Consider the following 23,108-nt stretch of genomic DNA (forward strand, 5'->3'; position numbering starts at 1 on the left):
TGTGCGTTATCCCTTCACGGCACCGTCGGTCAGACCGGCGACGGCGCGCCGCTGGAGGAAGACGAAGAGGAGCAGGATCGGGATGGCGAAGATCGAGGACGCGGCCATGGTGGCACCCCAGTCGTCGCCGTAGACGGTCTGGAAGCTCGACAGCCACGTCGGGAGCGTCTTCGACTCCGGGTCCTTGTTGACGAGGAGGGCGATGGGGAACTCGTTCCAGGCGGTGATGAAGCCGAAGAGCGAGGTGGACATCAGGCCGGGGGCGAGCAGCGGCAGGATGACGCGGCGGAACGCCTGCATGCGGGTGCAGCCGTCGACCATCGCCGACTCCTCCAGCTCCTTGGGCACGGCGGCGACGAAGCCGCGCAGCGTGAGGATCGTGAAGGGCAGGATCATCACCATGTAGAAGAGCGTCAGCGGCACCAGGCTGTTCAGCATCTCGGCGTCGCGCACGATCATGTAGATCGAGATGACCATGACTTCCCAGGGCGCCATCTGGGCCAGCATGAAGCCGATGATGAAGCCCCGGCGGCCCTTGAACCGCATGCGGGCGAGCGCGAAGGCCGACAGCAGGGCGATGGCGAGGGAGAAGACGACCGCGAGGACGGTGACGGTCACCGAGTTCCTGACCATCTGCCAGAAGTGGTCGGCGTCGACGGCCGTCTTGAAGTGCTCGACGGTGAAGTCGAAGGGGATCCAGACCGGGTCCTCGCTGATGATGTCGCCGGTGGGCTTGAAGGCCGTGGCGAACATCCAGTAGACGGGGAAGACCAGGCCGATGAAGAGGACGACGGCGACGACGTTGGGCCAGGTGCGGCCGAACCAGGAGCGCTTCACGCGTCCTCCTCTTGCTTGAGCACGATGCGCAGGTGGTACGCGGTCAGGAAGAGCATGATGATGATGGTCAGCATGGCGATGGCGGAGCCCATGCCGTAGTGCTGGTTGCCCGAGCCCTCGATGTACGCGTACACGGGCAGGATCTCCGTGAGCCGGTCGGGACCGCCCTTGTTGATGGCGTAGACCTGGACGAGGGCCTTGAAGACCCAGATGACCTCGAGGAAGGTCGTGGCGTAGAGGAAGGGCCGCAGGAACGGCAGGGTCACCGAGGTGAACTGCTTCCAGGCGCCCGCGCCGTCGAGCGAGGCGGCCTCGTAGAGCTCCTTGGGGATGGTCGTGGTGGCGGCGTACAGGTTGATCGCCACGAAGGGGATCGACATCCACACGATCAGCGTGATGATCACGAAGAAGGTGGAGTACTGTCCGCCGAACCAGTCGTAGTCGGCCATGGAGCTGAAGCCGATCTTGGCGAGCACCCAGTTGACGACGCCGAAGCGCTGGGCGAACAGCCACTGGTAGACCGTGGTGCCCGCGACGACGGGCATGGCCCAGGCGAGGACGAGGCCGAACAGGAGCAGCCGTCGCATCTTGGTGCCGAGCTTGGCGAGCAGCAGTCCGATCAGGGTGCCGAGCGCCATGATGAGGACGACGTTGATGGCGGTGAAGACGATCGACCGCCCGGTGACGCGCCAGAAGTCCTCGCTCTTGAGGACCTCCTTGTAGTTGTCGATGCCGTTCCACTCGGTGAGATGCAGGATGACCTGTCTCATGTTGAGGTTCTGGAACGACAGGATCCCGTTGTTCACCAGCGGCCAGCCGAGGAACAGCAGGGTCGCCACGAGCGCGGGAAGCAGCAGCAGATAGGGCGCGAGGGCCCCGGCCCTGGCCCGGGGCGTGCGCGGGGCCCCGCTGCGCCCGCCGCCCGACTTCACTACCTCCGGCGGGCCGGAGGGCGGCCGTTCGGTCTGTACGGTCATGCTCGCCATCTCTCTCATCGGCACGTCACACAGGAATGCGCCGGGGGCGGCGAGGTGGGGGTCGCGGGCACGACCCTGGTGTCACCGCCCCCGGCGGGGCGCTTCCTTACTGCTTCTGCGACAGGCGCTTGTTGAACTCGCCCTCGACCTTCTTGGCGGCGTCGGCGGGCGATTCGCCGTTCATGACCGCGGTCAGGTAGCTCTTGATCGGGTTGGGCTCGTTCTCCACGGCGGCCCACTCCGGGATCAGCGGGGTGATGCCACCGCCGGCGGCGGCCGGGGCCATGGCCTCGGCCGCCGGGTTGCCCTTGAGGTTGGACTCCAGGGCCTGCTTGTTCGGGATCACGCCGCCTTCCTTGGCGAGCGCGCCCTCGAACTTGTCGGACAGGGCGATCTTCAGGAACTCCTTGGCGAGCTCCTGCTTCTTGCTGGTGGCGGCGACGGCGAGGTTGGAGCCGCCGAGGAAGACGCCCTCGGGCTTGGCGGCCGTGGCGCCCGGGATCGTGAAGTAGCCGATGTCCTTCTCGATCTTCTTGTTGGCCTTGATGGCCGTGGCGGCCTCCCAGCTCATGCCGATGAAGGCGCCGGTCTTGCCCTTGGCGAAGACCTCGGCCTGCTGCGGGGTGGCCTCGTCCTTGTTCTTCGGCGCCTTGGACAGGGCCTGGAACTTCTTGTAGGTCTCCGCGGCCTTGACGACCTTCGGGTCGGCCAGGTTGGAGACGTACTTGTCGCCGTCCTTCTTGACCAGCTCGCCGCCCTCGCCGATGACGAGGCCCACGAAGTGGTACCAGTTCTGGCCCGGCAGGTAGATCGGCTCCGCGTCGGTCTTGTCGCCGATCTTCTTCAGGTCGGCGTAGAACTCGTCACGGGTCTTGGGCGTCTTCTTGATGCCCGCGTCGGCCCAGACCTTCTTGTTGTAGAGCACGACGCGGTTCAGGACGAACCACGGGGCGGCGTACTGCTTGCCGTCGACGACCGTGGACTTGTTGATCGAATCGGTCCAGTCGGCGCCGAGCGACTCCTTGAGGTCGCTCAGGTCGGCGAGGCCGCCGGACTTGGCGTAGGCGGCCGTCTGGGTGTTGCCGATCTCGAAGACGTCCGGCGGGTTCTCCTCGGAGAGGGCGGCGGTCAGCTTCTGCTGGATGCCGTTCCAGTCCTGGACCTCGAGCTTCAGCTTCGCGCCGGTCTTCTTCTCGAAGGCCGCCTTGACGTCCTTGGTCCAGGTGTCCGGCGTCGAGCCGTCCATGGCCCAGAGCGTCAGCGTCTCGCCCTTGAAGCCGTCCGCCCCGGACTTCTTGTCGTCGTCGCTGTCGCCGCCACAGGCCGCGATCGAGACCAACATGCCCGCGACACCGATAGCCGCTATGAGCTTGCGCTTCACGTCATCCTCCTTTGGATGCCACCCAGCCAACCCCCCACCCGCAGCGACCAAGAGGACCGAAAGACTGCCCGTGGGACTGGACCTGGTCTTTAATGGTGTAGACCAGTACGGGGGAGCTTGGCCTAGACCTTTTGGGGTGTCAAGGGTGTATAAGAAGGGCAGTCGGCTCCGTTATCGGACCGACACCTGAGCGCCACGGCTCACCCCCACGGCTTCGCTCGAACAGGGGTGACCCCCCTGGCCCGGACCGTGCCACGATGTGAGCCGCGACAGACGGAGGAGCCGGTGACGGCAGCAGCACAGGAGCCGGTGAGAACAGCACAGGAACGGGGAAGGCGGAGCATGGGCACAGAGGCGGGCAGCACCCGGTCCGAGGTCGGCACCTCGGCGACGGCATCCGCGAGCACGGCCGCCCCCGCACCGGTGGCAGGCGACGGCTCCGGCCCCGGCAAGTCCGTGCGCCCGGCCCGCGTACCCAAGTACTACCGCCTGAAGCGGCACTTGCTGGACATGACCGAGACCCTGCCGCCGGGCACCCCGGTGCCGCCCGAGCGCACGCTCGCCGCCGAGTTCGACACCTCGCGCACGACGGTGCGCCAGGCCCTGCAGGAGCTGGTCGTCGAGGGCCGCCTGGAGCGCATCCAGGGCAAGGGCACGTTCGTGGCCAAGCCGAAGGTGTCCCAGGCGCTCCAACTCACCTCGTACACCGAGGACATGAAGGCCCAGGGCCTGGAGCCGACCTCCCAGCTCCTGGACATCGGGTACATCACCGCCGACGACACCCTCGCCGGCCTCCTGGACATCGCGGCCGGCGGGCGCGTCCTGCGCATCGAGCGCCTGCGGCTCGCCAGCGGCGAGCCGATGGCCATCGAGACCACGCACCTGTCCGCCAAGCGCTTCCCGGCGCTCAGACGCTCGCTGGTGAAGTACACCTCGCTCTACACGGCGCTCGCCGAGGTCTACGACGTGCACCTCGCCGAGGCCGAGGAGACCATCGAGACCTCCCTGGCGACCCCGCGCGAGGCGGGCCTGCTCGGCACCGACGTGGGCCTGCCGATGCTGATGCTGTCGCGGCACTCCGTGGACGGCGGCGGGCAGCCGGTGGAGTGGGTGCGCTCGGTGTACCGGGGCGACCGGTACAAGTTCGTGGCCCGGCTCAAGCGGCCGCAGGACTGAGACCGCCCCGGTGCCGCCGCCGCGCCCCGGCGCTCCGGCGGCACCGCGCCCCACCGCGCCCCAGCGACACCACGCCCGGCCGCGCTCCGGCGGCACCACGCCCCGTTCCGCCCCGAACCCCGGCCGCGCCGCGTTTCACCCTGTCCGCCCCATGGCGCAGATCACTTTCCTGCCCTACCGTCCTCCCGTCACCGCAGACACGTGACCGGGAGGACGGCCCGTGCGCACAGCGACCCCCAAGACCCTCGTCATCTGGAGCCTCGTCGCGCTGGTCGGCGCCGCGGGCTGGACCGTGCTCGCGCTCTCCCGGGACGAGGAGGTGTCCGCCGCCTGGATGGTGGCCGCCGCCCTCGGCTCGTACGCCATCGCCTACCGCTTCTACGCGAAGTTCATCGCGCACAAGGTCCTGCGCGTCGACAAGCGCAGGGCCACGCCCGCCGAGCGGCTCGACAACGGCATCGACTTCCACCCGACCGACCGGCGCGTGCTGCTCGGCCACCACTTCGCGGCGATCGCGGGCGCGGGGCCCCTGGTGGGGCCCGTGCTCGCCGCCCAGATGGGGTACTTGCCCGGCACCATCTGGATCATCGCGGGGGTGATCTTCGCGGGGGCCGTGCAGGACATGGTGGTCCTGTTCTTCTCCACCCGCCGCGACGGCAAGTCGCTCGGCCAGATGGCGCGGGACGAGATCGGCCCGTTCGGCGGGGCCGCGGCGCTGCTCGCCACCTTCGCCATCATGATCATCCTCCTTGGCGTGCTCGCGCTCGTGATCGTGAACGCGCTCGCCGATTCGCCCTGGGGCACCTTCTCGATCGCGATGACGATCCCGATCGCCCTGTTCATGGGCTTCTACCTGCGGATCCTGCGCCCGGGCCGGGTCAGCGAGGTCTCGTTCATCGGCATCGGCCTGCTGCTGCTCGCGCTCGTCGCGGGCCGCTGGGTGGCGGAGTCCTCCTGGGCGGAGGCCTTCACGCTCGCCCCCTCGACGCTGGTCATCTGGCTGGTCGCGTACGGCTTCATCGCCTCGATCCTGCCGGTGTGGATGCTGCTCGCGCCGCGCGACTACCTGTCCACGTTCATGAAGATCGGCACGATCGTGCTGCTCGCGCTCGGTGTGGTCCTCACCCTGCCGACGCTGAAGATGGACCCGGTCACCGACTTCGCCTCGCGCGGCGACGGGCCGGTCTTCGCGGGCTCGCTCTTCCCGTTCGTGTTCATCACAATCGCGTGCGGCGCGCTCTCCGGCTTCCACGCCCTGATCTCCTCCGGTACGACGCCGAAGATGATCCAGAAGGAGACCCAGGTCCGGATGATCGGCTACGGCTCCATGCTGATGGAGTCGTCCGTGGCGGTCATGGCCCTGGTCGCGGCGAGCATCATCGACCCGGGCCTGTACTTCGCGATGAACGCGCCCGCGGGCGTGGTCGGCGACACCGTCCAGGAGGCGTCCCGGGCGGTCGCGAACTTCGGGTACACCATCTCCCCCGAGGACCTGGCGCAGGCCGCCAAGAACGTCGAGGAGAGCTCGCTGCTCTCGCGCACGGGCGGCGCGCCGACCCTCGCGATCGGCGTATCGGAGATCTTCTCCAAGGTCACCGGGGACTCGCTGCGGGCGTTCTGGTACCACTTCGCGATCATGTTTGAGGCGCTGTTCATCCTCACCGCGCTCGACGCGGGCACGCGCGTGGGCCGGTTCATGCTCCAGGACATGCTGGGCAACGTCCACAAGCCCTTCAAGAACGTGAGTTGGAAGCCGGGCCTGGTCCTGACCAGCGCGGTCGTGACCGGCCTGTGGGGCTACTTCCTCTGGGTCGGCGTGCACGAGCCGCTCGGCGGCATCAACCAGCTCTTCCCGATCTTCGGCATCGCCAACCAGCTGCTCGCCGCCGTCGCCCTCGCCGTGTGCACCACGCTCCTGGTGAAGTCCGGACGGCTCAAGTGGGCCTGGATCACCGGGGTCCCGCTGGCCTGGGACGCGACGGTGACGCTCACGGCGAGCTGGCAGAAGGTGTTCTCCGACGACCCGCGCGTGGGCTTCTTCAAACAGCGCTCGGTCTACCGGGACGCCATCGACGACGGCAAGATCCTGCCGCCCGCCAAGACCATGGACGACATGCACACCGTCGTCACCAACTCCACGGTGGACGGCGTCCTTTCGGCGGCCCTCGCGATCCTCGTCGTGATCGTGCTCGTGGACGCGGCCCGCGTCTGCGTCCGGCACGTGCGCGATCCGCTGTCCTCGCGCCTGAGCGAGGCGCCGTTCGTGGAGTCGAGGACCGTCGCGCCCGCCGGGCTCGTCGCCACGCAGGAGGAGAAGGCGGAGCTGGCGGCCTACGAGCGCACCAAGGCGGGCTCGTCGTGAGCGGCCCGCTGCGCCGCGCGCTGCGCGCCATCCGCTGGTACGTACGGGAGTTGACGGACGAGTCCGCGTACGAGCGGTACGTGGCGCACGTGCGCAAGGAGCACCCGGCCGCGGCCGTGCCGACCCGGCGGGCGTTCGAGCGCATGCGGACGGACCGCCAGGAGTCGGACCCGCGGCAGGGCTTCCGCTGCTGCTGAGCGCCCTGACGAGCCCTCTGTGGCCCGTCCGTTATACGGACAGGGGTTCCGTAGGCCAAGACCGTCGCTTAGATTTCCCGCACGTTAAACACGGGATAAGTGAGCGAACGGAGCCGCGGTATGCCAGATGTGCCTGAAGTGCCGGTTGCGCCTGAAGTGAGACAGCCGGTGGTCACGCCGGTCCGTGTGGTCGTCGCCCTCTGTCTCGCGGCGCCCTTCGTGGCCATGCTCTGGGTGAGCTCCTACGCGAAGGCCGACCCGGCCTTCATCGGCATCCCGTTCTTCTACTGGTACCAGATGCTGTGGGTGCTGATCTCGACCGCGCTCACGATGATCGCCTATCAGCTGTGGCAGCGTGAGCAGCGCGCCCGCAGGGCCGCCCGCGGCCAGGGGGGTGCGCGGTCATGAACGACGGCGTGAACGGCGTCGCGCTCGCCGTCTTCATCTTCTTCTTCCTCGCGGTCACCGTCATGGGCTTCCTCGCCGCCCGCTGGCGCCGGGCCGAGAGCGACAGCCTCGACGAATGGGGCCTCGGCGGCCGGTCGTTCGGCACCTGGGTGACGTGGTTCCTGCTCGGCGGCGACCTCTACACGGCGTACACCTTCGTGGCCGTGCCCGCGGCGATCTACGCGGCCGGCGCCGCCGGGTTCTTCGCGGTGCCGTACACCATCCTCGTCTATCCGCTGATCTTCACCTTCCTGCCCCGGCTCTGGTCGGTCTCGCACAAGCACGGCTATGTGACCACGTCCGACTTCGTGCGCGGGCGCTTCGGCTCCAAGGGGCTCTCGCTCGCGGTGGCCGTCACCGGCATCCTCGCGACGATGCCCTACATCGCGCTCCAACTCGTCGGCATCCAGGCCGTCCTGGACGTGATGGGCGTCGGCGGCGGCGACGACACCAACTGGTTCGTCAAGGACCTGCCGCTGCTCATCGCCTTCGGCGTGCTCGCCGCGTACACCTACTCCTCGGGCCTGAGGGCCCCGGCGCTGATCGCGTTCGTGAAGGACACCCTGATCTACATCGTGATCGTGGTGGCCATCATCTACATCCCGATCAAACTCGGCGGGTTCGACGACGTCTTCCACGCGGCGAGCGAGAAGTTCTCGGCGACCAACGAGGCGACCGGCAAGCCCGTCGGCGCGCTCGTGCCCGGGGACGCGGGGACCTGGACGTACGCGACCCTGGCGCTCGGCTCGGCGCTCGCGCTCTTCATGTACCCGCACTCGATCACCGCGACGCTGTCCTCGCGCAGCCGGGACGTGATCCGCCGCAACACCACCATCCTGCCGCTGTACTCGCTGATGCTGGGCCTGCTCGCGCTGCTCGGGTTCATGGCGATCGCGGCCGGGGTGAAGGTCGACAACGGGCAGCTGGCGATCCCGCAGCTGTTCGAGGACATGTTCCCCGACTGGTTCACCGGCGTGGCCTTCGCGGCCATCGGCATCGGCGCGCTCGTGCCCGCCGCCATCATGTCCATCGCGGCCGCGAACCTCTTCACCCGCAACATCTACAAGGACTTCCTCAAGCCCGACGCGACGCCCGAGCAGGAGACCAAGGTCTCCAAGCTGGTCTCGCTCCTGGTGAAGGTGGGCGCCCTCGCCTTCGTGCTCACCATGGACAAGACCGTCGCCATCAACTTCCAGCTCCTGGGCGGCATCTGGATCCTGCAGACCATGCCCGCACTCGTCGGCGGCCTGTTCACGCGGTGGTTCCACCGGTGGGCGCTGCTCGCCGGGTGGGCGGCCGGCATGGTCTACGGCACGGTGGCCGCCTACGGCGTCGCCTCGCCGACGCAAGCGCACTTCGGCGGGTCCTCCAAGGAGATCCCCGGCATCGGCGAGATCGGCTACATCGGCCTGACGGCGTTCGTCCTGAACGTGGTCGTGACGGTCGTCCTCACCTTCGTCCTGAAGGCGATCAAGGCCCCCGACGGCGTCGACGAGACCTCCCCCGAGGACTACACGGCGGACGCCGGCGACCAGGGCGTGGCCGTCGAGCTGCCCAAGGTGGGGGCGGGCCACTGAGCCGAGGCGCTACGGACCCACAGGGCCGGGCGGGGCACGGCGGCGGACGCATGCGAAAGGATGTGCGCATGAGACGTTCCCGCCGCCTCCTCCCGGCCCTGCTCCTCGCGCCGCTCGCCCTCACCGGCTGCGGCTCGGACAGCCTCGACAGCGCGGCACCGCCGGACCGCGCCGAGCTGAAGGCCCGCGCCGAGGCGGCGCAGACGGTCGTGGAGCACGTCTACGTGACGGAGGCCGACGGCTTCGAGCTGGCCCGCCAGTCGGTGGGCGTGATCGGCGACTACGGCTTCCAGTCCACCTACGTACGGGACGAGGGCGGCGCGCAGCTCACGCTCTCCGTCGACCGGGGCACCGTCACCGACGGGAACTGCCGCACGGTCCCGCCCGCCGCCACGCGCTGCGAGAAGGACGGCAAGGGCTGGTACCGCCGCACGGGCTCCCGGCACGAGTACGTCCGCACGGAGAACGGGCTGCGCATCCAGCTCGCCGCCGACCGCGACGCGGTGAGCCGCGAGGTGCTGCGCGCCGCCGCCGAGGCCGCCCACCGCGCCGACGACCGCGAACTCGACGCGACCCTGCCCGAGACGGCCGACCCCGAGGGCCTGCCCACGGACGGCGGCGACACGGGCCGCCCCGTGGAGCGCGGCGACCTGCCGCCGAACGGCGACGGCGCCCCGCAGGACCCGCCGGGCGCGGGCGGCTGACCCACCGGCGCCCCGCCCGGGGCTCCGGCCGAGACGGCACCGGGCACCCCACCCGGGGCTCCGGCTGACACGCCCCCGGGCACCCCGCCCGGGGCTCCGGCCGACACGCCATCGGGCACCCCCTCGGCCCCCCGCACGCCGCTCCGGCACACTGCCGCGCATGGACATGGTCATCAGGCGGGTGCGGCCCGCCGAGTACGCGGCCCTGGGCGAGCTCACCGTCGAGGCGTATCTGCGCGACGGCTTCCTGGAGTTCGGCGCCGAGGAGGGCGGCTACCGCGACCACCTGCGCGATGTCGCCGGGCGGGCCGAGGCCGCCGAGGTGCTCGTCGCGGTGGCGGGCGAGCGGCTGCTCGGGGGCGTGACGTTCGTGCCCGCGGCCGGACCCATGGCCGACATCGCGCGCGCGGACGAGGCGGAGGTGCGCATGCTCGCCGTCGCGCGCGCGGCGCGCGGCCGGGGCGCGGGCGAGGCCCTGGTGCGCGCCTGCGTCGAACGCGCCCGGACCGCGGGGCGCGCCGCGGTCGTGCTGTCCACCCAGCCGACGATGCTCGCGGCCCAGCGGCTCTACGAGCGGCTCGGCTTCGTCCGCGCCCCGCGCCGGGACTGGGAGCCGGTCCCCGGTCTGGGGCTCCTCTCCTACGAGTTGACGCTCTGACGGGCCGAGGAGCGACCACACCCCGTGAGGGAGCGGTCACCTCCGACACAACATCTAGGGGCACCACCGAAACCCGGCACAAGATGTATGCTCGTCCTCGCTGTCGCCGCAGGGGAATCCGGTGGAAGTCCGGAACTGTCCCGCAACGGTGTACGTGTGCGCATTTGCGTACCCACAAAGTCCGAGGACCTGCCGACAGCGCACCCGTGCCGCCCGGTCCGGGTGCAGACGTCCGGGCCTCGTGGACATGGGCTGGTGGACGCGGCGTACGTACCGCCTCGCGCGGTCGCGCCCGTGTGCCTTCGCCTGCCTCGATGCCCAGAGCCGAGCGAGGGAGAGCACCACGTGACCATCGCGCCCGCCGAGCCCGCGTCAGCGCAGGCCGAAGCCGGTCAGCAGCACGCCGAGCAGTCCGCCCCGTCCACCGACGGGCCCGGCGCCGCCCTGCTGCGCACCCTGACCGACCTCACCGCCGACCTTCCCGACGCCGACCCCGGACGCGTCGCCGCGGCCGCGCTGCGCGGTCGCTCGGCGAAGGCCGACGAGGCGGAGTTGCGGGAGCTCGCCACCGAGGCGGCCGCCGGGCTCATCTCCGAGGACCCCGCGTACTCCCGGCTCGCCGCCCGGCTCCTGAGCATCGGCATTCGCGAGGAGGCCGCCTCGCAGGGCGTCACGTCGTTCTCCGAGTCCGTCGCGGTGGGCCACCGCGAGGGCCTGATCGCCGACCGCACCGCCGCCTTCGCGGCCCTGCACGGCACCCGTCTGGACGCCCTCGTGGAGGCCGCGCTCGCCGACGGCGCCGACCGCCGCTTCGGCTACTTCGGCCTGCGCACGCTGCACAGCCGCTATCTGCTGCGCCACCCGATCACCCGCAAGGTCATCGAGACGCCGCAGCACTTCATGCTGCGCGTGGCCGCCGGTCTCGCCGAGGACGACTCCGCTCACGCCCTCGACGAGGTCGCCGCGCTGTACGGCCTGATGAGCCGCCTCGACTACCTGCCGTCGTCGCCGACGCTCTTCAACTCCGGCACCCGCCACCCGCAGATGTCGAGCTGCTACCTGCTCGACTCGCCGCTCGACGAGCTGGACTCCATCTACGACCGCTACCACCAGGTGGCGCGTCTGTCGAAGCACGCGGGCGGCATCGGTCTGTCGTACTCCCGCATCCGCTCGCGCGGTTCGCTGATCCGCGGCACGAACGGCCACTCGAACGGCATCGTGCCGTTCCTGAAGACGCTCGACGCCTCCGTCGCCGCCGTGAACCAGGGCGGCCGCCGCAAGGGCGCCGCCGCCGTCTACCTGGAGACCTGGCACTCCGACATCGAGGAGTTCCTGGAGCTGCGGGACAACACCGGCGAGGACGCCCGGCGCACCCACAACCTGAACCTGGCGCACTGGATCCCGGACGAGTTCATGCGCCGGGTCGCCGCCGACCAGGAGTGGTCGCTGTTCTCCCCCGCCGACGTGCCCGAGCTCGTCGACCTGTGGGGCGAGGAGTTCGACACGGCCTACCGCGCGGCCGAGGCCAAGGGCCTGGCGCAGAAGACCATGCCCGCCCGCGATCTGTACGGCCGCATGATGCGCACCCTCGCGCAGACCGGCAACGGCTGGATGACCTTCAAGGACGCCTCCAACCGCACCGCCAACCAGACCGCCGAGCCCGGCCACACCGTGCACTCCTCCAATCTGTGCACGGAGATCCTGGAGGTCACGGACGACGGCGAGACGGCCGTGTGCAACCTCGGCTCGGTGAACCTCGGGGCCTTCGTGGCGGACGGCGACATCGACTGGGAGCGCCTGGACGCCACCGTCCGCACCGCCGTGACGTTCCTCGACCGCGTCGTCGACATCAACTTCTACCCGACCGAGCAGGCCGGGAAGTCCAACGCCAAGTGGCGCCCGGTGGGCCTCGGCGCCATGGGCCTGCAGGACGTCTTCTTCCAGCTGCGGCTGCCCTTCGACTCCCCCGAGGCCAAGGCGCTGTCCACGCGGATCGCCGAGCGGATCATGCTCGCCGCGTACGAGGCGTCCGCGGACCTCGCCGAGCGCCACGGGCCGCTGCCCGCCTGGGAGAAGACCCGCACGGCGCGCGGCGTCCTGCACCCCGACCACTACGAGACGGAGCGGGCCTGGCCCGAGCGCTGGGAGGCCCTGCGGGCCCGCATCGGCAAGGTCGGCATGCGCAACTCGCTGCTCCTCGCCATCGCCCCGACGGCCACCATCGCGTCCATCGCGGGCGTCTACGAGTGCATCGAGCCGCAGGTCTCCAACCTCTTCAAGCGCGAGACGCTGTCCGGCGAGTTCCTCCAGGTGAACTCCTACCTGGTGCAGGACCTCAAGAAGCTCGGCGTCTGGGACGCGCAGACCCGTGAGGCGCTGCGCGAGTCCAACGGCTCGGTGCAGGGCTTCACCTGGGTGCCCGCCGACGTGCGGAACCTGTACCGCACGGCCTGGGAGATCCCGCAGCGCGGACTGATCGACATGGCCGCCGCGCGCACGCCGTACCTCGACCAGTCGCAGTCCCTGAACCTGTTCCTGGAGACGCCGACCATCGGCAAGCTCTCCTCGATGTACGCCTACGCCTGGCAGCAGGGCCTCAAGACCACGTACTACCTGCGCTCGCGCCCCGCGACGCGCATCGCCCGCGCCGCCGGGGGCTCCGCCGCCGCGGCCGCCCCCGTCCCCCAGCAGGTGAGCGACCCCGAGGCGATCGCCTGCTCCCTGGAAAACCCCGAGTCCTGCGAGGCCTGCCAGTAATGTCCCAGTCGGAACAGCACACCACGACGACGGGTGAGAAGAACCTGCTCGACCCGGGCTTCGAGCTGACGCTCCGCCCGATGCGCTACCCGGACTTCTACGAGCGCTACCGGGACGCGATCAAGAACACCTGGACCGTGGAGGAGGTCGACCTCCACTCGGACGTGGCCGACCTCGCCAAGCTGACGCCCGAGGAGCAGCACCTGATCGGCCGCCTGGTCGCGTTCTTCGCGACCGGCGACTCGATCGTGGCGAACAACCTCGTGCTCACCCTCTACAAGCACATCAACTCCCCCGAGGCGCGGCTCTATCTGAGCCGGCAGCTGTTCGAGGAGGCCGTGCACGTCCAGTTCTATCTGACGCTGCTCGACACCTATCTGCCGGACCCGGAGGACCGCGCCGCCGCCTTCGCGGCCGTGGAGAACATCCCCTCCATCCGCGAGAAGGCCGAGTTCTGCTTCAAGTGGATGGACTCGGTGGAGAAGCTGGACCGCCTGGAGTCCCAGGCCGACCGCCGCCGCTTCCTGCTGAACCTGATCTGCTTCGCGGCGTGCATCGAGGGCCTGTTCTTCTACGGCGCCTTCGCCTACGTCTACTGGCTGCGCAGCCGCGGTCTGCTGCACGGCCTCGCGACCGGCACCAACTGGGTGTTCCGCGACGAGACGATGCACATGTCCTTCGCCTTCGAGGTCGTGGACACCGTCCGCAAGGAGGAGCCCGAGCTCTTCGACGACGCGCTGCAGCAGCAGGTCACGGACATGCTGAAGGAGGCGGTCGACGCCGAGCTGCAGTTCGCGCGCGACCTGTGCGGTGAGGGCCTGCCCGGCATGAACACCGATTCGATGCGCGAGTACCTGGAGTGCGTCGCCGACCAGCGCCTGACGCGCCTGGGCTTCGCGCCGGTGTACGGCTCCGAGAACCCGTTCTCGTTCATGGAGCTCCAGGGCGTTCAGGAGCTGACCAACTTCTTCGAGCGGCGCCCGTCCGCGTACCAGGTCGCCGTGGAGGGCTCGGTCTCCTTCGACGACGAGTTCTGATCCCGCGGCCCGGGCCCGCGCCCGGCCTCCCGCAGCGCCCGGTCGATCCGGCGGTCGTGGGCGTGGCCGATCAGTGACGGCAGGGCCATGAGCAGGAAGACCCCGAGGACGGCCAGCGTGTCGAGTGCGTCGTGTGCGTTCATGACGACCACTCTCGCGCCGGCCGTCCTTCGGCGTCAGTGGCAGGACTGCCGCACACCCTCGATTTCCTGCCAGCGACGCGGCACACTGTCCCCATGTTGAGGAACGTGGCCGCCGTCGCGCTGGACGGCGTGCATCCCTTCGAACTCGGCGTCGTGTCCGAGGTGTTCGGCCTCGACCGCAGCGACGAGGGCCTGCCGGTGTACGACTTCGCGCTCGTGTCGGCCGAGGGCCCCACGCTCTCCACGCACGCGGGCTTCTCCATCTCCACGCCGTACGGCCTGGACCGCCTCGAAGAAGCCGATCTCATCACCGTCCCCGCGGGCGACTCCTATGTGACGCGGGACTTCCCGCCCGCACTGCTCGACGCCCTGCGCCGCGCCACCGAGCGCGGCACCCGGGTGCTCAGCGTCTGCACCGGAGCCTTCGTGCTCGCGGCGGCCGGGCTCCTGGACGGGCGGCGCTGCGCGGTGCACTGGCGCCACGCCGACCAGCTCATGCGCCGCTGTCCGCGGGCCGTGGTCGAACCGGACGTGCTGTACGTCGACGAGGACCCGGTGATCACCTCCGCGGGCACCGCCGCGGGCATCGACGCCGCCCTGCACCTGGTCCGCAGGGAGGACGGCGTGGAGGTCGCCAACGCCATCGCCCGCCGCATGATCGTGCCGCCGCACCGCGACGGCGGCCAGGCCCAGTACATCGAGCGCCCGCTGCCGCGCGGCCGCTGCGACACCGTCGGCGAGGTCCTGGCCTGGATGGAGCGCCACCTCGACCAGGAGCTCGCCGTCGACCAGCTCGCCGCCCGCGCCCACATGTCGCCGCGCACCTTCGCGCGCCGCTTCCAGCAGGAGACCGGCACCACGCCGTACCGCTGGCTGCTGCGCCAACGCCTGATGCGCGCCCAGGAGTTGCTGGAGGCGACGGACGAGACCGTGGACGCGGTCGCGTGGCGCTCCGGCTTCCCGAACGCGGCCGCGCTGCGCCACCAGTTCGTCCGCGTGCTCGGCACCACGCCCAACGCGTACCGGCGTACGTTCCGCGGCCCCGGGCCCGGGGCCGAGCCGGCGGCCTGACGCGCGGGCCCGCACCGACGCGGGGGCCGGTGCGGGCCCGCGGCGCGCCGGCGTCAGCGCGCCGCGGCGCGCAGCACCAGATCCCGCGGGTGCAGCGTGATGCCGACCTTCGTGCGCGTGTCGGTCCGCGCCGTGGGGTCGAGCCGCCACCTGGCGGCGATCGTGGCCAGGATGAGGGTGAGTTCCACCAGGCTGAAGTGATCGCCGGGGCACTTACGGTTGCCCACGCCGAAGGGCATCATGGCGAACTCCGGTACCCGCGCCGCACGTTCCGGATTCCACCGGTCCGGGTCGAACTCCAGATGCCGCTCGAAGGAACGCGGATCGCGCTGCATCGCGTACACGCTGTACACGATGTCCGCGTCGGCCGGAATGCGATAGCCGCCGAGGGAGGTCTCAGCCACGGACCGCCGCGTGAAAATCCAGGCGGCCGGTCGTATACGCATCGCCTCCGTGACGACATTGCGCGTGTGCCGCAGCTCGCCGAGATCGGCGAAGGCGACCGGACGTCCTCCCGTCACGGAATTTACCTCTTCAACCAACCGCCTTTCGTGCTCCGGGTGTTCGGTGAGCAGATGGAAGGTCCATGCCAGTGTCGAGGCGACATTCTCGGCGCCCGCCACGACGAGCGAGACGACGTGGTCATGGATCTCCTGATCCGTCAGCGGCCGTCCCGATTCGTCGCGGGCGGCCAGCAATACGGCCAACAAGTCCTCTTCCGTGCCGTTTCCGCAGCGGCGGCGTTCGGCGATGATCTCGTCGACGAGCGCGTGCAGATCGGCGAGCGCGCGCTCGAAGCGCCGGTTGGCGGGCGTCGGCACGCGGTACAGCGGCCCGACGGAAAGCACCATGCGGCGGTACAGGCCCTCGAAGACGGTGTGCAGCGACTCGCAGATGCGGTCCGCCTTCTCGCCGATCGAGTCGACTTCGAGGAGCGAGCGGGAGACGACGCGCACGGCCGTGCGGAACATCTCCGCGCTGACGTCCACCGCCTCCCCGTCACTCCAGCGGCCCGCCGTCGCCTGGGCCTCCTGCTCCATCACGCGCGCGTAGTCGGCGATGCGCTCGGGCCGGAACGCGGGCTGCATCATGCGCCGCTGGCGCCGGTGCAGCGGGCCGTTGCTGGTCGCCACGCCCTTGCCGAGAAGCACCTCCAGGGTGTCCCAGAGCGGCCCGCCGACGGCGTACTCCGGGCTCTTGAGGAGGGCGCCGACGAGGTCCGGGGCGCACACCGCGTACGCCGTTTTGGGCCCTAGTCGGATCCGGACGAGATCGCCGTGGTTCCGCAGATCGGCGAGGAAGCCGAGCGGGTCGCGCACCAGGTTCCAGGCGTGGCCGAGAAGTGGCGCTCCGCCGGAGACCAGCGGCGGCGTATTCAGCCGCTGCGAACCGGCCGGTGCGGGTATGGCGGACGCTGCGGATTCGACGGTCATTCCTGGCCTCCTGCCAGTTCGGGGCCTGCCAATTCGCATTCCGGGAGCTCGGGCCCCGGAGCGTCGGACACGTACGGGGGCAAGGATCGGTCGTCCCAGTTGTCGACGCGATATCTGCCGGATTCGTGGTGGAACCAGTAGACGGAACTGAACCAGTTCCGCATATTGAAGACGCAGGATTGCAGCGCGGCACTCGCCTTCCTGCCCGCCGCGCTGCCGTCGATCAATTCATCCGCCAGACCCAGCACTTCCGGTTCCACCGCGAGAAAATCAGTTACACAGTCACTGACGCGCCGGTGCACTTCCGCCACCGCCTGCTGCAATGAAAGACCTTCGTGGTGGATGAGGGAAATTCCGAGGTTGTGCACCTCGTCTCCCGCCAATTCCTTCGGCAGCGAGCAGAGGTCGTTGTACCAGGCGGAGAAATCCTGGGTCGCGAGTGCCGCCGCGCGATAGGCGGGGTGTTTCCTTACCGCGTCCGGCAGTTCCTGGCACGCGGTGGGTTCGAGCAGGTCGATCCAGACCCAGTGCGCGAAGGTGAGCCGGCGCAGCTCGACGTACGCCTCGACGCTCGGCACCGTCCCGGTGCGGCGGTTGCCGAACTCGTGGTCGTAGGCGTCGATCACCGGGTGGAAGTGCCGGGCGAAGCGCGCGTTCCACCGCGGCCCGAGGTGCGCGTACAGCCTCAGGACGCAGTCTGCGAACCCCGCGACCAAGGGGTCCTTGTGGTGCAGCTGCGCGTGCGGGTCCTGGAGTGTCTCGTGCAGGCCCGCGCACAGGTGCCGCCAGCCGGCGGTCCTGCCGTGCACCGCGTCCCGGTCGTGCCGGTCGTCCCAGCCGAAGAACCACGAGCTGAGGTCCGCGATGGCGGCGAGCAGCGCATCAGGGGCCCCGATGTAGTACCCGGCCACCAAGTCCGTGTAGCACAGGCTGTCGGCATATGCCGCGACCTTGTCCGGGGGCATGAGGCGCTTTTCCAGGAGCCATGCCCGGGACTTCTCCTGAAGCTTTGGCCAATACGGATGCAGATGCCGGGGAAACTCCGACTCCACCACCGGAAGGGCCAGTGCGGGCGGCACCGATACCGCCTGTCGAACTGGTGAGTGCATCGACTCGGACGGCTTCTGTCGTTGCCTCGGGACCCGTTCCGCTGCATATGCCGGAACGTGTACCGGGGCACGTGTCGCCCAGTCCGACTGTGAAGTGCTGTGTGAGGAAGCAGGCACGAACAAACCCCTCTCGACCGCGCTGAGGCCCACGCCCCTCTTGCCGTGCCGGGCGCGCGCCGTTGCGTATCCCCGCGCTTTCCATTCAGCACCACAACTGACCGTTCAGGGAACACATTTGCGCCATTCACTACCCCAGCGTGCCGAGAACATCCCCTTACGTGACTGAATCTGGATCACGGGCGGCTGATCGTGGGCTAGTCCTGTCCGGTTCTGAGCGGGTACACCAACGGCCCCTGGTCAGTGGAGTGCTCCCGACCAGGGGCCGCTGTCGTCACGCGCGCACCGCGCGCCTCAGCCGTGGCGCAGTTCAGTCATTCGGCACCACGGGGTAGCGCGGCGTGCCCTCCGCCATCTGCCGCAGCGCGTCCTTGCGCTCCCGCTTGGAGAGGCGGTCGATGTACAGATACCCGTACAGGTGGTCCGTCTCGTGCTGGAGGCAGCGGGCGAAGTAGCCCGTGCCGCGCACCTTGATGGGGTTGCCCTTCTCGTCCTGACCGGTCACGACCGCGTAGTCGGGGCGGGCGAGCGGCGCGTACGCCGTCGGCACGGACAGGCAGCCCTCGCCCGAGTCGTCGAGGCGGCGGCGGTCCGCGGGCAGCTCCTGGAGGACCGGGTTGCAGACGACGCCCACGTGCCGCACGCCCTCGTCGTCCATGCAGTCGTACACGAACACCTTCAGGTCGACGCCGACCTGGTTGGCGGCGACGCCGACGCCCTGGGCGACGCGCTGGCTCGCGAACATGTCGTCGATCAGCTTGGCGAGCTCGTCGTCGAAGGACGTGACGTCCTTGCACTCCTTGTGCAGCACCGGATTGCCGACGACCGTGATGGGCCGGGACGTGCCGCGCTCGCGGTAAGCCGTCTCCCGCTCCTCGCAGTCTTCCGTGTCGATGACGAAGCCCTCGTCGTCGACCGGGAGCACTCCGTCCGCGTAACTCTGCTCAGTGTCCTGCGCCATGTCCGCCGTATGCCTTCTTCCTGGGTCCGTGTACTGCCCGTACAGGGTACGGGCAGCTCCCCGTCGGGGCACCGGCCTCCGGCGCTCGTCAGGGGGCTAGCAGACCTCTTCGAGGTCGCGCCAGGCCCGGGAGTCCGGGCTGTCGGCGACCCAGCCGTCGAGCAGGCCGCGCACGAGCCCCGCGGGGGCGGCCAGGCCGCACTCCCGCTCGGGCACCCACACCGCTCCCGGGCTGCGGTGGCCGAGCGGCCCGGGGTGCCCCGGCTCGCTGTGGTCGTGCGGGTCCAGGTGCTCCCCGTCGCCCTCGTCGCTGGGCATCCGCGACTCCGAGCACATCCGGCAGAGCAGCCGCACGGACGACGACCAGTCCTCGGCGGCGAACCCGGCGTCGGCGGCGAGCTTCTCCAGGGCGTCCCGGTCCTCCTCGGTCGCGGCCTCCAGGAGGACGACCCAGGTGGGCACGGGCGACGGCGCCCACAGCTCGATCTCGTCGAAGACGGGGTAGGCGTGCCCGGCGGCCGTGGTCCGCTCGCCGTGCGGCACCCCGTCGTGCAGCACGACCTCGCCCCAGCGCCGCCCCGAGGACGGCAGCGGAATGGAGAGCACCTCGATGCGGGCCGGGTCCAGCCTGCGGCCCCAGACGACCTCGGCCTCGCCCTCCGGGGAGAGCCGCACGGCCGCGCTGCCCAGGTCCATCCCCGCGGGCTCACCCGTCGCGGCGACCCCGCCGGGCACCTTGAGGCCGTACGCCTGCCAGGCCCTGCGCGCCAGCGGCCAGTCCTGCAGCGCGGTCGCCGCGATGCCCACGTTCCACCAGTCGGGGGCGCCCGCGGAGCGGTCGAGCAGCGCCACGGCCCGCAGGCCCGCGGCCCGTGCCTGCTCCCAGTCGTGCCGGAACTTGTGCAGCAGCGCGAGGTTGAACCAGGACTCCGAAAGCCAGGGTTCGAGATCGGCGGCGCGCGTCAGGAGCGCGCCCGCGTCCTCGTAGCGACCGTCGCCGATGAGCGTGAACGCCCTGTCGGTGGCCTGCCGCCAGGAGGCGGAGGGCCGGTGCCGTCCCTTGCCGAAGATCCTCACGATTCCCGCCTGCCAGCTCTTGTCGGGATGTCCCCGCCGCCGCGCTGCCGCGCGGCCCCGCTTCTCTTTCGCATCCAACCACGTACGGTCGGACGGCCGCTCATTACCCATGGGTTACCCAGCGGGGCCCGAGGTCAGACGACCCGTCCCCGGCGCCTTCACCGGGCGGCCGGGACCCGCCCCCCGCCGCTTCGGCGGGGCCGCCGCCGGACCCCCCGATCGTGTCAGGGGCCGTGCCGGTCCGCGGCGGGGCACCCGTGCCCCGAGCACGCTAACGGGACCGGCGGGGCGCCCCCGCCAGGGCCCGGGCCAAGGCCTCGACCACCTCTGTCTGGTACTCGCGCCCGGTCCCGAGCCGCAGCCGCTCCAAGGCGGCCAGTGGTCCTTGGGGCCCGTGTTCCCGCGCCATCTCGTCGTATGCGTTCGCGGTCCGCACGATACGGGCGGTGAGCGGCTGCTCGCGGTACGGATCGGCCTGGCGCTCCACGACCACGGCGACGTCGGCGGCCACGCCGGTCTGCCGGACCACGGCCCCGCCGAGCAGGGCGATGCGCCGCTGCTCGGCGGTGGGCAGGCGAGCGGTGGCGCCCGCGGGCACGGGGTCGACCAGGGAGAGCTGCCCGATGTCGTGCATCAGCGCCGCGTACTCGAGGACGGTGAGGTCCGCTCCGCAAAGCCCCAGCTCACGACCCATGGCCCGGCTGAGGTCCGCGACGCGCCTGGCATGCCCCGCGGGGGTGTACCCGGCGATCTCGGTGGCGCGGGCCAGCGAGGCGATGGTCTGCCGGTAGGTGGCCCGCACGGCGGCGTAGCGGCGGACGGCCAGCTGGGTGAGCAGCAGCGGGCAGCTGAACACCGGCAGCGCCCACAGCCCCGCCACGGCGACGGCGAGCGCCATCACGGCCCCCGTGGCGCACACGGCGGAGCCGATGCCGGGCATGCGCCGCAGCTCGTCGCGGAGCAGCGGCCCGAACGGCCACCCCCGGCGGGCGTGCGCCAGGGCCGCCGCGAGCACGGCGTCGCACAGCGCGGTGAGCGCGAGCAGGGCCACGACCACGGCGGCGTACCGGCTGCCGTAGCCCGCCAGGGCCTGCAGTCGGCCCGAGTTGTACAGCGGCTGGAAGCACACGGCGGCGAAGGCGACGGTGAGCACGCGCCGGGCGAGGGCGTCGCGCGCGGGCCCGCGCCCGAGCGCGACGTGCGGCACGGCGCCGACGAGCCCCGCCGCCACGACCACGGCGACCACCTGGAGGACCCCGTGGTGGGTCGCCCTCCCGCCGCTCTCCCCCAGCAGGGCGTACGCCAGTGCGCCCGCGGCCCCCAGGGGCGCGGGCTCCCGCTCGCCGCCGCTCCCCCACCGGGCCAGCTCGCCCACGGTGATGAGCGCCCCGAAGGCGAGGGCGGTCCCGGGCTCCTCGACGCCGCGCCAGAGCGTGGCCCCGAGCGCGGCGAGCGCGGTGAGGAGGGCGGCGGCGCGGAGCACGGCGGCCACCGCGGCGGCGAGCCGCCCCGCGGGCACGTGCGTCACCGGGCGGCCGGGCCGCGGGCCGCGGGGGCGCCGGACGCCACACCGCCGACCGGGCCCGGCACACCCGGCTCCACCGACAGGCTCGGCTCGCGAGACTCACGCGGATCGCCCAGCTCACGCGACCCACCCGTCATGCCCGGCTCGCCCGTCACGCCCGTCATGCCCGTCACACCCGGCTCACGCCACCCGCCCGACGAAGCGTTTCCGCCGCCCCCGGCCGTGACCTCCGCGTCCCATCCGTACCGGTCGAGGGCCCGCGCGAGGGCGCCGACCATGGCCGGGTCGAACTGGGCCCCGGCGCATCTGCGCAGTTCGGCGACGGCGGCCTCGACCGGCCGGGCCCGGCGGTAGGAGCGCGAGGACGTCATGGCGTCGAAGGCGTCGGCGACGGCCACCACCCGGGCGCACTCCGGAATTTGACGGCCCATCAGGCCATAGGGGTAGCCGCTGCCGTCGATGCGCTCGTGGTGGTGCAGGATCGCCGCCCTGGCCTCCCCGAGGAAGCCGATGCCGCGCACCATCTCGTGGCCGTACTCGGGGTGCAGCTCGATCACGCGCCGCTCCTGCGGGGTCAGCGGGCCCTCCTTGCGCAGGAGCCGGGTGGGCACGCCGAGCTTGCCCACGTCGTGCAGGATCCCGGCGAAGCGGAGCAGCTCCACGCGCCGGTCGTCCATGCCCAGCTCGCGGGCGATCAGCACGGAGGCGCGGCCGACCCGCTCGCTGTGGCCCCGGGTGTAGCGGTCCTTGATGTCGACGGCCTGCACCAGCGCGCGGATGGTGGCCTGGTGGGCGGCGCGCTCGCGGTGGTACTGGGCGAGCACCCAGCACGAGACGCCCATCGGGAGCAGCACGAGCAGCGCGGCCGGGGGGCCGTACCGGCTGTTCCAGAGGACGGCCATCATCACCCCGGCCAGACCGTGCACGGCGATGGGCGCGAGCGAGCCCGGCAGCAGTCCGCGCCAGGCGTGCCGCGGCGGAACCCGCTCCGCCGCCATCAGGATGCCGCCGTCGAGGGCGGCGACGACCGCGGCGAAGCAGAGCACGGCGACCGCCGCGGGCAGCAGCACGGCGGGGAAGTCGGGCGGCGCCGAGGCCGCGTCGGGACCGCCGAGCGCGGCGTACGTCCGCCCCGAGGCCCAGGCGGCGAGGGCCGGCTGGGCGCCTCGCCAGAGGCGGCGAAGGCCGCGGGGGCGCCGGGGGACGCGGGCGAGCAGGGCGCCGGGGACGGCGACGAGCGCGGCCGCCGCGGGCGGCAGCAGGAACACCGCGGCGAGCAGCACCGGGTAGAAGGCGGGCACGGCCGGGCCGCCGCGGACGACGGTGCGCTCCCCGCCCGCGTGCAGCAGGGCGAGCAGCCCGACGACGGTCCATGGCGTGCCGGGGCCGAACGCGGGCGCCGCGCAGACGGCCCCGCCGAGCGCGGCGCACAGGACGTAGCCTCGGGCCCACACCGGCACCGACCGCATAGGGGTTCTCCTCCCGATCCAGGTCGGGAGAGTAGAACGGGCCCCGACCACCTCGGTGGTCGCGAGCGCGAATTAGCACCTTCGAGTGAGAAA

At 71.0% G+C, this 23,108-nt stretch carries 20 protein-coding genes and 1 riboswitch; of the genes, 10 read left to right on the forward strand and 10 right to left on the reverse strand.

Annotated elements, in window-relative coordinates; genetic code table 11:
- Positions 1-6: 6 nt before the first annotated feature.
- The 3 genes from AC5WAM_RS14350 to AC5WAM_RS14360 form a co-directional block, all read right to left on the reverse strand.
- Positions 7-837, reverse strand: coding sequence for a carbohydrate ABC transporter permease (locus AC5WAM_RS14350; RefSeq protein ID WP_138961713.1), 831 nt, complete (start codon positions 835-837; stop codon positions 7-9).
- Entirely contained in the window at positions 834-1,814 is a 981-nt protein-coding gene (locus AC5WAM_RS14355; protein ID WP_138961712.1) for a carbohydrate ABC transporter permease, read from the reverse strand. The genes AC5WAM_RS14350 and AC5WAM_RS14355 overlap by 4 nt, the downstream gene beginning before the upstream one ends.
- 106 nt (positions 1,815-1,920) lie before the next feature.
- Positions 1,921-3,195, reverse strand: a complete 1,275-nt coding sequence (locus AC5WAM_RS14360) for an extracellular solute-binding protein (RefSeq protein WP_366790314.1) — start codon at positions 3,193-3,195, stop codon at positions 1,921-1,923.
- A 342-nt stretch (positions 3,196-3,537) separates the two neighbouring features.
- Here AC5WAM_RS14360 and AC5WAM_RS14365 point away from each other — a divergent pair, with 342 nt between their 5' ends.
- From AC5WAM_RS14365 to AC5WAM_RS14405, 9 genes are all read left to right on the forward strand, one after another.
- Positions 3,538-4,371 (forward strand): GntR family transcriptional regulator, encoded by an 834-nt coding sequence (locus AC5WAM_RS14365; RefSeq protein ID WP_216677471.1) that lies wholly within the window; start codon positions 3,538-3,540, stop codon positions 4,369-4,371.
- A gap of 220 nt (positions 4,372-4,591) precedes the next feature.
- Entirely contained in the window at positions 4,592-6,733 is a 2,142-nt protein-coding gene (locus AC5WAM_RS14370; RefSeq protein ID WP_495522810.1) for a carbon starvation CstA family protein, read from the forward strand.
- Positions 6,730-6,930: a CstA-like transporter-associated (seleno)protein gene (locus tag AC5WAM_RS14375; RefSeq protein WP_495522811.1), complete on the forward strand. Its 201-nt coding sequence runs from the start codon at positions 6,730-6,732 to the stop codon at positions 6,928-6,930. Before AC5WAM_RS14370 ends, AC5WAM_RS14375 begins: the two co-directional genes overlap by 4 nt.
- 120 nt (positions 6,931-7,050) lie before the next feature.
- Positions 7,051-7,338, forward strand: a complete 288-nt coding sequence (locus AC5WAM_RS14380) for a DUF3311 domain-containing protein (protein WP_495522812.1) — start codon at positions 7,051-7,053, stop codon at positions 7,336-7,338.
- Positions 7,335-8,954, forward strand: coding sequence for a monocarboxylate uptake permease MctP (gene mctP, locus AC5WAM_RS14385; RefSeq protein ID WP_366790318.1), 1,620 nt, complete (start codon positions 7,335-7,337; stop codon positions 8,952-8,954). The genes AC5WAM_RS14380 and mctP overlap by 4 nt, the downstream gene beginning before the upstream one ends.
- Positions 8,955-9,022: 68 nt before the next feature.
- Positions 9,023-9,658, forward strand: a complete 636-nt coding sequence (locus AC5WAM_RS14390; RefSeq protein WP_495522813.1) for a hypothetical protein — start codon at positions 9,023-9,025, stop codon at positions 9,656-9,658.
- 160 nt (positions 9,659-9,818) lie between these two features.
- Positions 9,819-10,316, forward strand: coding sequence for a GNAT family N-acetyltransferase (locus tag AC5WAM_RS14395; protein WP_495522814.1), 498 nt, complete (start codon positions 9,819-9,821; stop codon positions 10,314-10,316).
- A gap of 100 nt (positions 10,317-10,416) precedes the next feature.
- A riboswitch (adenosylcobalamin-variant (AdoCbl-variant) riboswitch) is annotated at positions 10,417-10,515 on the forward strand.
- 146 nt (positions 10,516-10,661) lie between these two features.
- Positions 10,662-13,073, forward strand: a complete 2,412-nt coding sequence (locus tag AC5WAM_RS14400; RefSeq protein WP_495522815.1) for a ribonucleoside-diphosphate reductase subunit alpha — start codon at positions 10,662-10,664, stop codon at positions 13,071-13,073.
- Entirely contained in the window at positions 13,073-14,110 is a 1,038-nt protein-coding gene (locus AC5WAM_RS14405) for a ribonucleotide-diphosphate reductase subunit beta (RefSeq protein WP_495522816.1), read from the forward strand. Before AC5WAM_RS14400 ends, AC5WAM_RS14405 begins: the two co-directional genes overlap by 1 nt.
- Here AC5WAM_RS14405 and AC5WAM_RS14410 read toward each other — a convergent pair.
- A complete protein-coding gene (locus tag AC5WAM_RS14410) occupies positions 14,023-14,253 on the reverse strand; it encodes a hypothetical protein (RefSeq protein ID WP_495522817.1) in 231 nt (76 codons plus the stop codon). The two genes, AC5WAM_RS14405 and AC5WAM_RS14410, sit on opposite strands and share 88 nt — an antisense overlap.
- A 93-nt stretch (positions 14,254-14,346) precedes the next feature.
- On the opposite strand from AC5WAM_RS14410, the gene AC5WAM_RS14415 reads away from it, so the two are divergent.
- On the forward strand, positions 14,347-15,324 hold the full coding sequence (locus AC5WAM_RS14415; protein ID WP_495522818.1) for a GlxA family transcriptional regulator: 978 nt from the start codon (positions 14,347-14,349) through the stop codon (positions 15,322-15,324).
- Positions 15,325-15,377: 53 nt separating this feature from the next.
- Here the strand turns inward: AC5WAM_RS14415 and AC5WAM_RS14420 are convergent, their stop codons facing one another.
- From AC5WAM_RS14420 to AC5WAM_RS14445, 6 genes are all read right to left on the reverse strand, one after another.
- Positions 15,378-16,757, reverse strand: a complete 1,380-nt coding sequence (locus tag AC5WAM_RS14420) for a bifunctional albaflavenone monooxygenase/terpene synthase (RefSeq protein WP_495522819.1) — start codon at positions 16,755-16,757, stop codon at positions 15,378-15,380.
- Entirely contained in the window at positions 16,754-17,866 is a 1,113-nt protein-coding gene (locus AC5WAM_RS14425) for a terpene synthase family protein (RefSeq protein WP_495522820.1), read from the reverse strand. The genes AC5WAM_RS14420 and AC5WAM_RS14425 overlap by 4 nt, the downstream gene beginning before the upstream one ends.
- A 427-nt stretch (positions 17,867-18,293) precedes the next feature.
- Positions 18,294-18,944, reverse strand: a complete 651-nt coding sequence (gene def, locus AC5WAM_RS14430) for a peptide deformylase (protein ID WP_495522821.1) — start codon at positions 18,942-18,944, stop codon at positions 18,294-18,296.
- Between the two features lie 96 nt (positions 18,945-19,040).
- Positions 19,041-20,021, reverse strand: a complete 981-nt coding sequence (locus AC5WAM_RS14435; protein ID WP_366790328.1) for a tetratricopeptide repeat protein — start codon at positions 20,019-20,021, stop codon at positions 19,041-19,043.
- A 271-nt stretch (positions 20,022-20,292) separates the two neighbouring features.
- On the reverse strand, positions 20,293-21,549 hold the full coding sequence (locus tag AC5WAM_RS14440) for an HD-GYP domain-containing protein (protein WP_495522822.1): 1,257 nt from the start codon (positions 21,547-21,549) through the stop codon (positions 20,293-20,295).
- Entirely contained in the window at positions 21,546-23,015 is a 1,470-nt protein-coding gene (locus AC5WAM_RS14445) for an HD-GYP domain-containing protein (RefSeq protein ID WP_495522823.1), read from the reverse strand. The genes AC5WAM_RS14440 and AC5WAM_RS14445 overlap by 4 nt, the downstream gene beginning before the upstream one ends.
- Positions 23,016-23,108 lie beyond the last annotated feature (93 nt).

It is taken from the genome of Streptomyces sp. JLYT201 (assembly GCF_059448825.1).